Annotated in this window: 12 protein-coding genes; 8 read left to right on the plus strand and 4 right to left on the minus strand. The window is 51.9% G+C overall.

The genetic code is table 11. From position 1 onward, the window contains the following. Window positions 1-42: 42 nt before the first annotated feature. A complete protein-coding gene (locus tag ACFO1S_RS03215; protein ID WP_204600684.1) occupies window positions 43-2,544 on the minus strand; it encodes a winged helix-turn-helix domain-containing protein in 2,502 nt (833 codons plus the stop codon). A 79-nt stretch (window positions 2,545-2,623) separates the two neighbouring features. Then, complete coding sequence (locus ACFO1S_RS03220; protein ID WP_204600683.1) at window positions 2,624-3,403, minus strand: helix-turn-helix domain-containing protein; 780 nt, start codon at window positions 3,401-3,403, stop codon at window positions 2,624-2,626. 133 nt (window positions 3,404-3,536) lie between these two features. Here ACFO1S_RS03220 and ACFO1S_RS03225 point away from each other — a divergent pair, with 133 nt between their 5' ends. Further along, the gene (locus ACFO1S_RS03225; protein ID WP_204600682.1) at window positions 3,537-5,033 is read left to right on the plus strand and encodes an alpha-N-arabinofuranosidase; all 1,497 of its coding nucleotides are present in this window, start codon (window positions 3,537-3,539) and stop codon (window positions 5,031-5,033) included. Between the two features lie 402 nt (window positions 5,034-5,435). On the opposite strand, the gene ACFO1S_RS03230 is transcribed toward ACFO1S_RS03225, so the two are convergent. Next, complete coding sequence (locus ACFO1S_RS03230) at window positions 5,436-6,293, minus strand: class II fructose-bisphosphate aldolase (protein WP_378126227.1); 858 nt, start codon at window positions 6,291-6,293, stop codon at window positions 5,436-5,438. A gap of 64 nt (window positions 6,294-6,357) precedes the next feature. Further along, a complete protein-coding gene (gene tkt, locus ACFO1S_RS03235; protein ID WP_204600680.1) occupies window positions 6,358-8,367 on the minus strand; it encodes a transketolase in 2,010 nt (669 codons plus the stop codon). A 212-nt stretch (window positions 8,368-8,579) separates the two neighbouring features. On the opposite strand from tkt, the gene ACFO1S_RS03240 reads away from it, so the two are divergent. The 7 genes from ACFO1S_RS03240 (at window position 8,580) to iolC (ending at window position 15,601) form a co-directional block, all read left to right on the plus strand. Then, a complete protein-coding gene (locus ACFO1S_RS03240; protein ID WP_378126228.1) occupies window positions 8,580-9,368 on the plus strand; it encodes a DeoR/GlpR family DNA-binding transcription regulator in 789 nt (262 codons plus the stop codon). A gap of 7 nt (window positions 9,369-9,375) precedes the next feature. After that, complete coding sequence (locus ACFO1S_RS03245; protein WP_204600678.1) at window positions 9,376-10,530, plus strand: diphosphate--fructose-6-phosphate 1-phosphotransferase; 1,155 nt, start codon at window positions 9,376-9,378, stop codon at window positions 10,528-10,530. A gap of 50 nt (window positions 10,531-10,580) precedes the next feature. After that, a complete protein-coding gene (locus tag ACFO1S_RS03250) occupies window positions 10,581-11,873 on the plus strand; it encodes an ABC transporter substrate-binding protein (protein WP_378126292.1) in 1,293 nt (430 codons plus the stop codon). 178 nt (window positions 11,874-12,051) lie between these two features. Beyond that, window positions 12,052-12,897 (plus strand): carbohydrate ABC transporter permease, encoded by an 846-nt coding sequence (locus ACFO1S_RS03255; protein ID WP_204600676.1) that lies wholly within the window; start codon window positions 12,052-12,054, stop codon window positions 12,895-12,897. Further along, window positions 12,894-13,715 carry a carbohydrate ABC transporter permease gene (locus tag ACFO1S_RS03260; protein ID WP_204600675.1) on the plus strand — a complete coding sequence of 274 codons (822 nt, stop codon included), beginning with the start codon at window positions 12,894-12,896 and terminating at the stop codon, window positions 13,713-13,715. Before ACFO1S_RS03255 ends, ACFO1S_RS03260 begins: the two co-directional genes overlap by 4 nt. A gap of 53 nt (window positions 13,716-13,768) precedes the next feature. After that, entirely contained in the window at window positions 13,769-14,587 is an 819-nt protein-coding gene (gene iolB / locus ACFO1S_RS03265) for a 5-deoxy-glucuronate isomerase (RefSeq protein WP_204600674.1), read from the plus strand. A gap of 27 nt (window positions 14,588-14,614) precedes the next feature. Continuing rightward, window positions 14,615-15,601, plus strand: a complete 987-nt coding sequence (gene iolC, locus ACFO1S_RS03270) for a 5-dehydro-2-deoxygluconokinase (protein WP_204600673.1) — start codon at window positions 14,615-14,617, stop codon at window positions 15,599-15,601. The last annotated feature ends 4 nt before the right edge of the window (window positions 15,602-15,605 follow it).

Consider the following 15,605-nt stretch of genomic DNA (forward strand, 5'->3'; position numbering starts at 1 on the left):
CTGTACTGCCCTTTGCGCTTTTCATGCAGAGAACAGCTTGTTCTACATAGGAGCGACGCGCTCGAAATGCGCCCTGACCTCGCCGCGATTTTTAAGCTCAAGCTTTTTGTATATTTTTTTGCAATGGCTTTTAACGGTTTCGATCGAGTTGTTCAGGCTGCCGGCGATGAAGGCGTTCGATCGACCTTCGAGCAGCAGCTGGAGCACCTTGTATTCGGTAGGCGTGAGCAGATTCGAGGCTTTGTCGAATTCGCCCTGGTTCGGCGCTGCGGATCCGACCGTGTGCCGCAATTGTTCGTAGAACACGCTAGTGTCGCCCGTATCCTGTAGCAGAGCCAACTGCAGCTGCTTCTCGTATTTCGCCATCAGGGGGCCGATCCGCTTCCAGTCATTGTGGAACAACTGGACATATCCCTCGGCATGGCCGATGTGGAGCGCCTGCTCGAGGTGGCGAACGACGGAGACGTTATTTCCCGTTCCGTCGCCGAACAGGGCTAACAGCAGATGCAGCTCCGCTTTATAATAATGACGGTACAAGCTGTGGCTATATTGAAGCAGGCTTTCCGCATAAGCGACGCCCCTCTCGAATTCTTCCGTATAAAGCAGAGCCCGCAGCAGCGTCAAATATCCGTACATATAGTTGTGATCGTGCGTTCCCGTCGTGCTCTCTTCCTGATTAGCGATCCAGCGGCTTACAGAAGCGGAATCGTTCGTTTCGATGCACAGACGTGCCTTGCAGGCATCAAGCAGCCATGCGCCTTCCGATTGGTCGGCTAAGAGAGCTTGCGTCTCCTCCAGAAGCATCCGCGCGGCCTGCGCATTTCCTTCGTTCAGCTTCATCTGAACGAGCGTCAACGTCGTAGGCAGCAGCAATCCGGCATCTCTTCGGTCAAGCCCGATTCTACGCCCGATGAGCAAGCGCGTTTGGGCCTCGCCCAGTTGGTTTCGTTCGTAATAGCATTCGCCGAGCAACGCCTGGAAATAGCCGTATCCTACGCTATCGCCGCGCCACTTTTCTTCCGCGTATTCGCACATGGCAATCGATTGGTCCAGCGACCCCCAATGACCAAAGGCGCTTTTGAACAGGGAGCTGACGGGTTTGCTGATCGAGCTGGTATGGCAATAGATCAGCCCCCGGCCGTTCAGGCGGGATTCCGTCTCCTTCATGAATGCCGTGCCTTTCTCGCGATCGTTCCGCAAGTAGTAGATAATCGAGTGGAAGGAAGCGAGATACCCGCGCAGATCCTCTCCCGTGAGGGCGAAAAGGTAGGACTGATCCTCCGCCATCCCGGCCTCGGTCTGATGAAGCACTGTTTCCGCGGTTGAGATCCTTTGGTCGACAATCAGGAACCACACATACAAAATCGCGGCTGTAGGGCGACTGATCAATTCCTTCAGCGGAAAGGCGTCCAGCACGTGCAAGACCGATTTGGTCGGATGGGAGAAAAGAGCCGGGATATCGGCGAGGAAAGCGCGCGTTGCTCGTTCATAGCTCGAAACGTGCAGCCAGTGCCGAATCGCGTCAAGCAGTAGGCCCTTATTTTCCAGCCAGACGCCATGCCTGTCGTACAAAAGCTCATAGCGTTCTTGAGCGGTTTGCTTAAAATGATCGCGCAGGAAATTGGCATATAACGCATGATAACGATAGCGGTCGGAAGCCTCTTGAAACAGAAACAGGCCGCTCCCTTCAAGCTGCTCGATCATGTCGGCCGTCTTAGGGTGATCCGTTAACTCGAAAGCGAGTTGTTTATCCAAAAAATCAGGAATCGAGGTTTGAAGCATAAAGGACTGTAATTCGGAAGACTGATGTGCAAACACGCGATGCAAAAAGAAGCGCTGCATGTCGGGCACGACCGAGTCGATGGCTTCGATTGGTTGCAGGGTGCAAGCTCTGCTGCCATCCAGATACGAAATGAAGCTGCTTACGGCCGGCAGCCAGCCCTCGGTCAGCCGCTCTAACGACTGAACGGCATCGTTCTCCAGCTCGATTCCGGTGTTCAGCTTCACCATTTGCCGCATCTCGTTCCTATCCAGCTGCAAATAATCGGCCGTCACGACAAGCAAGTCCGAATGGGGAATTCGGGCGTCTCCCATCAAAGGCGTCACGTCCGTACCGGCAATATAGAAGCGAACATGTGCCGGAGCTTGGATAACCAGATCCGTAATCATCTGACGGATGCCCGGTTCCCGTATAGCTTCAAACCGGTCAAGGAATAGGCAAATCTCTCGTCGAGCGTAGAACGATCGTACGACCGAATCGAGAGAAGGCGGGCCTTCGGCGCTTTCTTCAGTCGGGAGTATGGCGGTCAAGCGGCCGAGTATGCGCATCCGGTCGTTGTCCGCCCCCTCTAGCGTTAACCAGCCGGTGAAAATATCGGGAGACATCGAGCGCACCCAGTCTTCCATCAGCGCCGATTTGCCGTAACCCGTCGGGGCGACGAACAGCGTCAAGGAGCGATGCGATTCTCGCTCCAGCAGCTGCAGACAACGGGAGCGAGGAATTCGAACCCGTTCCGTGTTTTTGTGAGCTCCCAGCATGCGCATTTCTTATCTTCCTTTCCGCACTTATACGATTTCCCAAATTATATCATATAGAGAATGAGAAGCCGTTTTACTTGTTTCATCAACATTTACTCCTGTACCGGCTCGGCGTAGTGCCCAGAAATTTTTTGAACTGCCTCATAAAATGGGTGTCGTGCTCGTACCCGCACATTCTGGAAATCGCGCCAATCGCAAGCGTGGTGTTGTCCAGCAAATATTTGGCGTATTCAAGCCTGCTGCGAATGATGTCATCGAGTACGGAACAGCCGAACAGCTCTTTATAGATATGCTGAAAGTAAGATTTGCTCAGATTGACGCTTACGGCGAGCTCGTCGACGGAGAATCTGGCTTGGGGCAAATTGTACAGACGGTTCCGCAGCTCGGTAAATTGGACGAAATAAGGATGGGGATGTCCTTGCGCCAGCGGACGGCGCCGATCATTGCTTAATCCGGTGAAGAAGCTTCTGAGGTCCAGATCGAGAATCTCTTCGCACAAGGGTCCTCCAAGGCGTTGGACGCTTTGAAGGTCCATAATGCTTCTGGAGATCGAGAGGGGCTCAGAGGCTTGTATCGGCGTGTTCAAGGGAAAGTCCAGGCGCGCCAGCAGGTGGGCCAGCTCTTCCCCTTCGCAGTGAAGCCAATCGTTGACGAAGAGCTTGCGGGGCTCTCCGTACCGATGAGGCTCGGAGGGGGAAAAAAGAATGTAGCTGTAGGGGGAGACGGGCGTCGCGCAGCCGTTCACCGCTACCTGGGATTCGCTCTTGAAATAAACGAAAGCGTAGTTTCCCGCCCCGGCGGGCCGATGAATGACGAGTCCGTCTTCATGGGTGAATTGATATCCGCAGCTCACCAAACGTATCATAGTTCCTCCTCTGAAAAAGCACGATAGGTCAGTTTTTGGGCAGTATAATCGATTGAAGGGAAAAAGACAAGCCGGTATACTTTGGATGTAAAATGGCCTTCTAATCGACCTATGAAACGGAGCTGAGCCCGGCATGGCTTATCAAGGCGTACTGAACGCGGATATTCGCAAGGGACGGATCAACCGAAACATCTATGGACATTTCTCCGAGCATCTCGGAAGATGCGTGTATGAAGGATTGTGGGTAGGAGAGGATTCTCCGATTCCGAATACCGACGGGATTCGCACGGATGTCGTCGAGGCTTTGCGCCGGATCAAGATTCCGGTGCTGCGCTGGCCGGGCGGGTGTTTCGCCGACGAGTATCATTGGATGGACGGAATCGGTCCGCGCGAGAGCCGCAAACGAATGATCAACACGCATTGGGGCGGCGTGGTGGAGAACAATCATTTCGGCACCCATGAATTCATGAGGCTGTGCGAATTACTGGATTGCGAGCCGTACATCAGCGGGAATGTTGGAAGCGGTACCGTGCAGGAAATGTCGGAATGGATGGAATATTTGACTTCAGGAGACATCTCCCCGATGTCCGAATTGCGCGGGGCGAACGGCCGCAAGGAGCCGTGGAAGGTAACGTATTTCGGAATCGGCAACGAGAACTGGGGCTGCGGGGGCAACATGAGGCCGGAATATTATGCGGATCTCTATCGTCGCTATCAGACCTATGTTCGCAATTATGGGGACAACAAGGTTCATAAGATTGCTTGCGGTCCGGGCGGCGACGATCTGAACTGGATGGAGGTGCTGATGCGCGAAGCGGCGAAATTCATGGATGCCATTACGCTTCATCACTACACGGTTCCCGGACCGGAATGGTCGGCCAAAGGCAGCGCTCTCGGCTTTAATGAGCAGGAGTGGTTTGCCGCGATGGATAAGGCTTATTTCATGGACGAGCTGCTGACCAAGAACGAAGTGATCATGGACAAGTACGATCCCGACAAGCGAGTCGGCTTGATTGTAGACGAGTGGGGAACCTGGTACGATGTGGAGCCGGGAACCAACCCGGGATTCCTCTACCAGCAAAACACAATGCGGGACGCCTTGGTGGCGGGACTTACGCTGAATATTTTCCATAAGCATTGCGAGCGGGTCAGAATGGCGAATATTGCTCAGGTTGTCAATGTGCTGCAGGCGGTGATTCTGACAGAAGGCGAAAAAATGGTGCTGACTCCGACTTATCATGTATTTGATATGTACAAGGTTCACCAGGATGCGGAATTGCTAGATTTGACGCTGGACTGCGGCAAGCTCGATCAGAGCGGCAAGAACACTCCGGCCGTATCGGCCTCTGCTTCGCGAGACGGCGAGGGCCGCATCCATATCAGCCTGTGCAATCTCAATCCCGCCGAGGGCTCGTCCGTCTCCATCGATCTTCGGGGGATGGGAGAGAGCGCATGGAAGGTGAGCGGCACCGTGCTGGCGGAGTCCGCGATGGACGCGCATAATTCGTTTCAACAGCCGGATGCCGTACAGCCGAGGGAGTTTGCCGGATTTACCGCAGAGCCGGGACGACTGAAGGTTGAATTGCCCCCGATGTCGGTTGTTGTTCTGTGCCTGACATCCGGTAACTAAACCGGGATGACGGATTCCGCCCAGTCGCTATGCAAGGGGTGTCGGCCGGAGTATAAGGTGACGGAGGCTCAGATCGCGCGTATTCTGGATTCGCCAATGTTCGATTCGGAGCACTGTGTCTCCGATGAGGTTTACCGTATCCGACTGGAGCTCTGCCGGACTTGCGTCAAATGCCAGGACGGCTTGACGTGTATGCTCTGCGGTTGCATTGTTCCGGTAGCTGCCAAGCTTAAAGCGCGAGGCTGCCCGTTGCCAGGCGGGGGGAGATGGGCGGCGGAGTGAAGCTTCGATTCGCTGCGGCTCGCATATGGGAGGCAATAGAAAAGGGTGGAACAGATCTGAAGCATCCGTTCCACCCTGGCTGTTATATCGCTTGTTAATGGCAGCGCAAGCCGTCTATGCTCAGGCTTTGTTGTTGCTGCCGAAGAGACGGATTTTGCTGCGGATGACGTCTTTCATTGCTTCGCGGGCAGGCCCTTGATATTTTCGAGGGTCTGTTTCGGTGTCGTTGGATGCGATGAATTTGCGAACCGCGGCAGTATAAGCGACGAGATTTTCCGTATTGACGTTGATCTTGCCTATGCCGGCAGTAATTGAATTGCGAATCGCATCGTCCGGGATGCCCGACCCCCCATGGAGAACGACGGATACATCAATGGCATTTGCAACCTTCTCGATGATGTCCGTTCTAATGTTGGGCTCTCTCTTGTACATTCCGTGAGCCGAGCCGACCGCGATCGCCATGGCATCGACCTTGGTTTCATTCCAGAAATAGATGGCTTCCTCCGGTTTAACCAATGCGGCATCCGCTTCATCGACTGTATGATCGTCTTCGGTTCCTCCAATGGAGCCCAACTCCGCTTCAACAGATACGCCGACGGCGTGGGCGGCTGCAACCACCTGCTTCGTTAAGCGAATGTTTTCCTCCAGCGGGTATTTCGACCCGTCGAACATCACCGAGCTGAAGCCTGCCTGAATGCATTTCATGGCAACCTCGAAGCTGCTGCCGTGGTCCAAGTGCAGGGCAACCGGGACGCTGACCTTGCTGGCCGCAAGCTTAGCTACGGCTACGCAATAGTCGAGTCCCATATACTTGATGGACATTTCTCCCGCTCCAAAAATAACGGGGGCATTCTCTTCCTCTGCAACCGTGGCAACGATGTCGGCGAATTCCAGCGTAATGACGTTAAATTGACCTACCGCAAACTTTTCTTTTTTCGCTTTGGGCAGAAAGTGGGTCATTGGAACTAATGGATTCATTGGAATCACTCCGATTATGATAGAGTATGTTAGAATGCTGTTAGTAAGGCGTGGAGATTTTATCCTATTTTTTCATGTAAGCTTCGATCTGTGGAACGAGACGGCTGGCCGTAAACCCAAATTGTTCGATCATGTGGTCCCCGGGCGCGGATGCGCCGAATCGATCTATTCCGAAGGTCAGGCCCTGGAAGCCTACATATCGTTCCCAGCCGGATGGATGCGCCATCTCGAGCGCAACACGTTTGACGACGGAAGGAAGGAGGACTGTGTCTTTGTAAGCTTGACTTTGCAAGTCGAATAGCTCCCGACAAGGCATGCTCACGACACGGACGCCGAGTCCTCTCTGGCTGAGTTGCTCGCGAATTTGCAGGCTGAGATTGACCTCGGAGCCAGAGGCAATCAGGATCAGATCAGGTTCTCCGTGCTCTGCATCTGCAAGGACGTAAGCTCCGTTCGACAATTGATCGGCATGCTCGGCTGTCCCCGGCAGTACGGGGAGATCCTGGCGGGAAAGAATAAGCGATACGGGTCGATCGTGTTGAGATAGCGCTAAGCGATATGCGGCCGCGGTTTCGTTGGCATCGGCAGGGCGAACCACGAGCATGTTCGGAATCAGTCGCAAGGAGGGAATGTGCTCAATCGGCTGGTGTGTCGGTCCATCCTCTCCGTAGGCGATGCTGTCATGCGTGAATACGTAGATTACAGGCTGCCCCATCAAGGCCGAAAGCCGCATGGCCGGACGCATATAATCGGAGAAGACGAGAAATGTACCGCCATATGCGCGAGCTCCGCCATGCAGCAGTATCCCGTTCATTATGGCGCCCATTGCGAATTCCCGAACGCCATACCAGATGTTGCGGCCTTCGTATTGCTTGGGCGAGTAATTTGGCGATTGCTTCAACAGAGTTTTATTGGAGGAGGCCAGGTCAGCCGATCCGCCTAACAGATTGGGGAGCGTGTCTCCTAGCGCATTAAGAATATCTTCGGATGCCTGACGAGTTGCAATGGGCTTGTGATCCGGCGAGTAGACGGGCAAGTGCTTGTCCCAGTTAGCCGGAAGCTTGCCGTCTATAGCAAGCCGAAGCTGGTCTGCAAGCTCCGGATAAGCTTGGCTATACTGCTCCCATAGCTGGTTCCATTCTTCTTCGGCTTGAATGCCATGCTTGTTAAGCTGCAAGAAATGATCGCGGACTTCTTCCGGAACATGGAACGGTTCATGGGTCCAATTGTAAAATTCGCGTACAAGCTTGACTTCGCTGCTGCCAAGCGGCGAGCCGTGCGAAGCGGATTTTCCGCCTTTATTCGGGCTGCCGTGACCAATGACTGTATTAATCTCGATCAGCGTCGGCCGGCCTTTGTCCTGCTTGGCTTCCAGAATCGCGGCTTCGATTGCGTCCGGATCATTGCCGTCCTGCACCTGCAAGACCTGCCAGCCGTAGGCCTGGAAGCGCAGCTTCACGTCCTCGGTGAAGGATAGATCGGTTTCGCCATCCAGAGTGATGCTGTTGGAATCGTATAGGACGATAAGCTGTCCCAGCTTGAGATGTCCCGCAATTGAGGCGGCTTCCTGACTGACTCCTTCCATTAGATCTCCATCGCCGCATAAGGCATACGTGTGATGGTTGATGATCTCATAGTCGGGGCGGTTGTAGACAGCCGCAAGAAACCGTTCTGTAAGCGCCATTCCGACGGACATGGCCATTCCTTGGCCAAGCGGTCCCGTTGTGGCCTCTACTCCCTCGGTGTGACCGAACTCCGGATGACCGGGTGTTTTGCTGTTCCAGCGCCTGAATTGCTTAATATCCTCAATGGAAACATCAAAACCGCTCAAATGAAGCAAGCTGTACAGCATCATAGAGCCGTGGCCCGCCGATAAGACGAAGCGGTCACGGTTGAACCACTTTGGATTGGCGCTGTTCTGACGAAGTATTCGTGTCCATAGCGTATAGGCCATTGGGGATGCACCTAATGGCATGCCGGGGTGACCGGAGTTGGCGTGTTCAACAGCATCGATAGCTAACATTCGAATGGTATTGATCGACAACTGATCAATTTCCGATCTGGTCCTAGTCATTTTTTCACTCCTTATAGGTGGGGTTTTGTCCATTTGATCGTTTTCGATCAATTACACCCCAATAGTAAGCGATTACAAAACATTTTACAATCATAAAAATTAAAAAGAAAGCGCTTTACATTTCCGTAACGATCATTATATACTGATGACATCACAGATTCGATCACAAAATGATCATTATTGGATTAACTCAAAAGAAAAGGTGACAAATTGTGATCTTGAAAAAACGGCATGATCAGATTATTGAAATGATAAAGGCAAAGAAAACGATAAGTATCATAGAAATCGTGGACGAATTGCAGATTTCCGAGATAACGGCTCGCCGGGATTTAAGCTTTCTGGAGAACAATACGAATCTGCTCGTTAGAATCAGAGGCGGCGCCCAACTGGTTGAAGAAGGCTCGGAGAAGAAAACCTCTTATCTGAACGAGAGGTTCACGATGAAGCTGACGCGTAATTCGGAAGCTAAGGAGGCGATTGGAAAGCTGGCCGCATCGCTTGTCAATGAAGGGGAAACGATTATCATCGATGCCGGAACGACAACGATACAGGTAGCCAAAAATTTGCCGGAGCGTAAAAATCTGACGGCAGTTGTATCGGCCATTAATATTGCGGAAGAGCTGGAGGATAAGGAGGGAGTTCTGACGATTATTACCGGCGGGGTGTTTCGGTCGAGAACAACAACCTTGCTGAGTCCTTTTATTGAACAAAGCCTAATGAGCATATATGCGGAGAAGGTCTTTATCGGTTCGTCCGGAGTTTCTCTGACTCATGGAGTTACGGATGAGGATATTATGGAAACCGAGGTCAAGAAAGTGCTTCTTAAGTCGGGCAAAGAAATCTATTGGCTGGTGGATTCTTCGAAGATTAATGTCATCGGCTCCTTCCAGATTTCTAAGATCGAGGAGCATCATACGATTATTACGGACGATGGGATCTCTGCGGAAACGAAAGCGCTGCTTGAGGCTAAATGCCGCGTCATGATCGCGGAAAGGAGGTGACATTCAAGTGAATGTGCTGATTGCACAGTCTGGCGGACCGACTCCTGTAATTAATAGGTCCTTGCAGGGGGCGGTCGAGCAGGCTGTGAGATTAAAAGGCATCAATCATGTATACGCATCTCGCAATGGCATTGAAGGCATACTGAACGAGCAGCTTGTCCTGCTGGAGGGGAGGCTGGCGGAGCTTGAGCAAGCTTCCCTCCAGCCGGGCTCCGTGCTTGGGGCCTCCCATTACTTGCTTGCAGACGGCGATTTTGAGCGAATTATTCATCGACTAGAGCAGCTTCAGGTAACTATTTTCTGCTTTATCGGGGGGAATGGCTCGTCTCGGATGGTAAAAGCCTTGCATCAGCTTGCTCTATCGATGGGAAAGAACATTCGGTTTGTCCACATTCCCAAGACGATAGATAATGATCTGTTAGGAACAGATCATACGCCTGGTTTTGCAAGCGCTTCAAAACTGGTGTCTCACATGATTCAGTGGATTGGAATGGATATGGCTTCCATGAAGGCCTATGACAAGGTCGGGATCGTAGAAGTCATGGGGGGAAATGCGGGATGGCTGGCCGCAGCGAGCGCTTTGGGCAAGAAAAATGCAAGCGCTTACCCGCAGCTCGTCTATATGCCAAAGCATGAAACGGATGTGGAGCACTTTCTTGCGCAGCTGGAAGAAGCTTATCTCAGTTATGGACAGGTCATGGCAGTCATTCCGGATCACATAAAATTTCGGAATATTCAGTCAGATCAGGCCGGGAACAAACAAATTCGCGAACGTCTGAATACGGGAATCAGCGGGCATCTTGCCGCAGCGGTTCGCGAGCGTCTCGGCTTGAAAACTCGTGTCACAGCTCCGGGCGTACTCTACAGATGCATGAGCGGGATGGCTTCCCGGTGCGATATGACGGAGGCCTACAGGCTTGGAGCAGAAGCCGTCAGATTTGCTTCCGAAGGCTTGTCGGGCGGAATGGTGCGATTGAGGCGAGTTTCCAACGACCCTTATTATTGCGACATTGAATGGATTGAATTGGACGATATCGCCGGCAAGGAAAGATATTTGCCTCCCGAGTTCTGGGATGCCGAGCAACAGATGCCTACCCGGGCATTTAGAGAATATATGTTGCCTTTAGTAGATGGACAAGTCCCTGAACCGGTTTCACTGTAGCAACAATATAATCCAGTCACAAAGGGGAGTTTTATGTGAAAGTGAAAAGCATGTTGGGCTTAATCACAGCGATGGTATTATTGTTGGCCGCTTGCTCGCCGCCTTCTACAGGGTCTAACAAAGGCGAAGAGCAGAACACAGCCAAAGAAGGAGAAAGGACACAAATTCACTGGCTGCAGCACTGGGTGAGCGAGCAGGGACCGGACAAGATCAACGAAGTTAAGGCCGCGTTCGAAGCCAAGTATCCGGAAATAGAATTGATTATCGATGATCTTCCATTCGCACAGGAGCATGACAAGATTCTTGCCCTTGATCTTGCGGGCTCTCCCCCGGATATTATTACAGCAAGCGGAGCGTGGGTAACTGAATTTGCGGATGCGGGGATTATTTCTCCAATAGATGAGTATGTTGCCAAGCTTCCGCAAGAATACAAGGACGCGCTAGAAGGTCCGATGTTCCTTCCTTGGAAAGGCAAGCTTTACGGCGTACCGGTAACGTTCGGCAATATGGGCTTGTTCTACAACAAGAAAATTCTCGAAGCCGCCAACGTGCAGCCGCCAACAACCTGGGAAGAGTTCGAAGCGGCGGCCGTCAAAGTAACGGATGCGAGTAAAAATCAATATGCGATGACAGGTAATCTGGTTGCGGATCCGCCAACGGTCATCAGCTACGAAATTTTCCCTTATATCTTGCAAGCAGGCGGCAAAATCATTAATAACAACCGTGCGGCATTCAATAGTCCGGAAGGCGTGCAAGCGCTGGAGTTCTACAAACGCTTGGTTAAAGAGCTTAAGGTCATGACGCCAGGCGAGCTGATTGCCGGCGAGAAAGAGAAGAGGGCCAACTTCAGCGCAGGCAACATTGCGTTTATGTTCGAGGGGCCATGGGGTGTCGCTATTCAGAAAAAAGCGAATCCGAATCTGGAATTTGGCGTTGTTCCAATGCCTGCAGGTAAAACGACCGGGACGATTGCGCAAGGCTCTGTCCTGACCTTGGCGGCAAAAGGAAAAAATAAGGACGCAGCGTGGAAATTCATCGAATTCATGGGCAGTGCGGAAGGTCAATTGCTGTGGGATAAGGCGACCAACTTCTTCCCGTATAACAAGCAGACGATGCAGGACGAGTATTTCCAAAGCAATGAGTACCTGAAGGTGTTTATCGACCAACACAATAGCGCTAAGAATGTAGAAGTCATTGATAATTTCCTGCCGGATGCTACGGATCTGAGGAAGCAATTTACGATCGAGGTGCAAAATTTCCTGACGGATAAGAAAACGGCGCAGAAAGCGCTTGAAGATGCCGCGGCCTATTGGGATGCTGCCTTCGTTAAAGCAGGGCTGTAAGAGAACCGTAAGCGATACTTGAGAACAAGGGGAACTCCGTCTCCGTCGGAGTTCCCTGCTCAGGAAGAGAGGATGCTGGATGAAACAATCCCACACCAACAGTGAAAATCACCTGAAGTCTTCCGGTCGTTCTCGATCCCAAGGACTAATGGATTTCTTTATAAAAGCGTCTTTCGTAATGCCTGCAATGATTCTGCTGCTGCTGCTGACCGGTTATCCCTTATTTCAAGTTATCCAAATGAGCTTTTTTGATTATTCCGATAAGGCAAACCCGGTATTTGCAGGCGCCTCCAACTACGAAGCGATCATCAACGATCCTTTGTTCTGGAATGCCATGAGCAATACGGCCGTTTTTACAATTGCCAGCGTCGTCTGCGGATTGGTGCTTGGATTAACGCTTGCAATTCTGTTGAATCAGCCTATTAATACGAGGTTCCGCGCTATTTACAGATCGTTGTTGATGTTCCCGTGGCTAACCTCGTCCACTGTCATTGCGGCAACATGGATATTGATTCTTAGTCCTTTCGGTTTGTTGAATTGGTTTCTGAGATCCATTGGCTTGGAATCGCTTGGTCAGACAGCGTGGCTGAGCGAAGAAAGCACGGCGATGTTCGGCGTTGTGCTCGCGAATATATGGCGCAGCTTTCCGTTCATGATGCTGATGTTTCTTGCCGGCCTGCAGACGATTTCCAAGGATTTGTACGAGGCTGCCGAAATCGATGGGGCAGGGTTTATGCATCGCTTGCGATATATCACGATTCCCCAGTTGAAGAGCATACTGCTCACGGTAGCTATGCTGGAGATGATCTGGAACTTCCGTTCCTTCGATCTCGTGTTCCTGATGACGGGCGGCGGGCCAATGAACGCTACGGAGGTCATGTCCACCTTCATCTATCACTTTGCATTCCGAAAGCTTAATTTCGGTTATGCTTCCGCCGCTGCGATTATTATGCTCCTTATTATGATTTCAGCGTCGATCCTGTACTTAAGGGCATCACTCAGGAAGGAGGCGAATGACCATTGAGAAGGCGCAATCAAGTCTCCACTTATTTGACTATTGTCGTTCTCGGCAGCATCCTGATGGTTCCGATTGCTTGGATGATCAGTATTGCGTTCCGCAGCAATCCGGATGTATTCTCCATGCCCTTGCAATTAATACCGGAGCATCCTACGCTTGACGCCTTTAGAACGGTATTCGGCAACAAGAGCTTGCTTCGCCTGTTTGTGAACAGCTACATCATTGCTCTGTCGGTAACCGCCATCTGTATTCTGTTCGCCTCGTTGGCGGGGTATGGCTTTACGCGCTTTAAGTTCAAAGGCAAAAATGGCGCGCTTATTTATATCCTGCTTACGCAAATGTTTCCAATGGTTCTGCTCAGCATTCCTTACTTCTTGTTCATTACGAGCGTCGGTCTGTACAACACGTATATTGCGCTGATTCTGGCCTATACCTCGTTCTCGCTGCCCTTCTCCATTATGATGATGCGCGATTTCATCGCCACAATCCCTAAGGAGATGGATGAAGCTGCGACAATTGACGGCTGCGGGCCCTTCAAGACCTTCTTCCTTATTATTCTGCCGCCAAGCTTGCCGGGCTTGATCGCAACAGGCGTCTACACCTTCATTCTGGCCTGGAATGAATTCCTGTTTGCCGTCGTGCTTACGAACTCCGTTAACGTCAGGCCTTTAACGATTGGAATCGGAATGCTGATCGGGGAATTCGCGACAGAGTGGAATGCGTTGATGGCCCTGTCCTTCATGGCTAGCGTACCCCTGATTCTAGTCTTCCTCTTCCTGCAAAAGTATTTCCTACAAGGCTTGACTGCGGGAAGCGTGAAGTAAGCAACCGGAACGGCGTACAGAAAAAAACTAGAGATTGACGAGGTAGAGCACCTATGACATCACCTTATATTGTGAAGAGCGCTACGCAACCGGATGCTTCGGGTCAGGTGCTTACGGTAACCCCCGAATCCGCCGGGTGGGAGTATGTCGGCTTTCAGATTTACAAGCTGGGCATCGGTCAAAGGCTGGAGCGGCAGACGGAGGACCGCGAGGTATGTATCGTCCTGCTGAGCGGCAAAGCGAATGTAGGCACGAAGCATGAGCAATGGCGGGACATCGGCAAACGAATGAATATTTTCGAGAAAACGCCGGCATTTTCAGTGTATATTCCCTCCAATGACCAGTATAGCGTTGAGGCGGTAACGGAGCTGGAAATCGCCATCTGTTCCTCTCCGGGCAAAGGCACGTACAAGGCCCGATTGATTGCGCCTGAGAATGTCGGCGTGCTGACGCGGGGCTCCGGTCCGGTCGAGCGTCTTGTCCACAATATTTTGCCGGAGGATCAGGAAGCGGACAGCTTGTTGGTTGTCGAGGTGTATACGCCTGGCGGCAATTGGTCCAGCTACCCTTCGCACAAGCATGATACCTTGAACTTGCCGCATGAGTCTCATTTGGAAGAAACCTATTATCATCGTCTGAATCCGGAAGGCGGCTTTGGCTTTCAACGGATCTATACAGACGATCGCTCCTTGGACGAAGCGCTGGCGATCTGCAACGAAGACGTGGTGCTGGTGCCTAAAGGCTATCATCCCGTATCCTCGCCCCCTGGCTTTGAGCTGTATTACTTGAACGTCATGGCTGGACCGGTTCGCACGTGGAAATTCCATAACGATAAGGACCACGAACGGCTGATACCTTTGTTCATGAAGTAGAGATTAGGGTCAGGAGGGAGAAACGGCATGAGCTTGATACAATTCCAGCAGCACCGCGAGCTTGATCTGATTGGCGTAGGTCGCCTGTGCATCGATTTGAATGCCAACGAAATCAACAGACCGATGGAGCTGACGAGGACGTTTACGAAGTATGTAGGCGGGTCTCCTGCGAATATAACCATAGCGTTGTCCAAGCTGGGGAAAAAGACCGGGTTTATCGGAAGAATTGCAGACGACCAGCATGGTAGATTTATCATGAATTATTTGCAAGAATGCGGCGTAGATACGTCAAATGTAGTCAAGGATCTATCGGGCAGCGTCACGGGCTTGGTCTTCACGGAAATCAAGTCCCCGGAGGAATGCAGCATTCTTATGTACAGGGACAATGTCGCCGATCTGAAGCTGGAGCCGGGCGATGTCAGCGAAGCTTATATCAAGCGGGCGAAAGCCATTCTGATCTCCGGTACGGCGTTAGCCAAAAGCCCTTCGCGCGAAGCCGTGTTCATCGCTCTTGAATATGCGAGGAAACACGATGTCGTTGTGATTTTCGATATCGATTATCGCCCCCGCACATGGGTTTCCTTGGCGGAGGTCGGCGCATACTGCCGGCTGGTCGCGGAGAAGAGCGACATTATTCTGGGCGGGCGCGAAGAGTTCGATTTGCTAGAGGATCTTGCCGGACAAGCCAGAGATGACCGAGAAACCGCGAATATGTGGTTCGAGCATAGAGCCAAGATTGTACTTGTGAAGCATGGGGGAGCAGGCTCTACGGCGTTCACTCGGGACGGCCAGGTTCTGAAAGGCGTTACCTATAAAGCGAATGTGGTAAAAACATTCGGTGCGGGCGACTCGTTCGCAGGCGCATTTATATATGGATTGATGAATGGGCTAAGCGTCGAAGAGAGCCAGCGATTGGGCGCGGCATCCGCGTCGATTGTCGTCTCCAGCCACAGCAGCTCGGACGCTATGCCTACAATAGAAAAAATTCAAGCGCTTATTCAGAGCGCAAATTAAAGGA

The sequence above is a fragment of the Cohnella boryungensis genome (assembly GCF_042651945.1).
In the GTDB taxonomy this organism is placed as follows: Bacteria; Bacillota; Bacilli; order Paenibacillales; family Paenibacillaceae; genus Cohnella; species Cohnella boryungensis.

Bases quoted from the DNA above. Each gene is read 5' to 3' on its own strand.
- ACFO1S_RS03215 (WP_204600684.1), bottom strand. From the start codon at position 2,544: ATGCGCATGCTGGGAGCTCACAAAAACACGGAACGGGTTCGAATTCCT.
- ACFO1S_RS03220 (WP_204600683.1), bottom strand. From the start codon at position 3,403: ATGATACGTTTGGTGAGCTGCGGATATCAATTCACCCATGAAGACGGA.
- ACFO1S_RS03225 (WP_204600682.1), top strand. From the start codon at position 3,537: ATGGCTTATCAAGGCGTACTGAACGCGGATATTCGCAAGGGACGGATC.
- ACFO1S_RS03230 (WP_378126227.1), bottom strand. From the start codon at position 6,293: ATGAATCCATTAGTTCCAATGACCCACTTTCTGCCCAAAGCGAAAAAA.
- tkt (WP_204600680.1), bottom strand. From the start codon at position 8,367: ATGACTAGGACCAGATCGGAAATTGATCAGTTGTCGATCAATACCATT.
- ACFO1S_RS03250 (WP_378126292.1), top strand. From the start codon at position 10,581: ATGTTGGGCTTAATCACAGCGATGGTATTATTGTTGGCCGCTTGCTCG.
- ACFO1S_RS03255 (WP_204600676.1), top strand. From the start codon at position 12,052: ATGCCTGCAATGATTCTGCTGCTGCTGCTGACCGGTTATCCCTTATTT.
- iolB (WP_204600674.1), top strand. From the start codon at position 13,769: ATGACATCACCTTATATTGTGAAGAGCGCTACGCAACCGGATGCTTCG.
- iolC (WP_204600673.1), top strand. From the start codon at position 14,615: ATGAGCTTGATACAATTCCAGCAGCACCGCGAGCTTGATCTGATTGGC.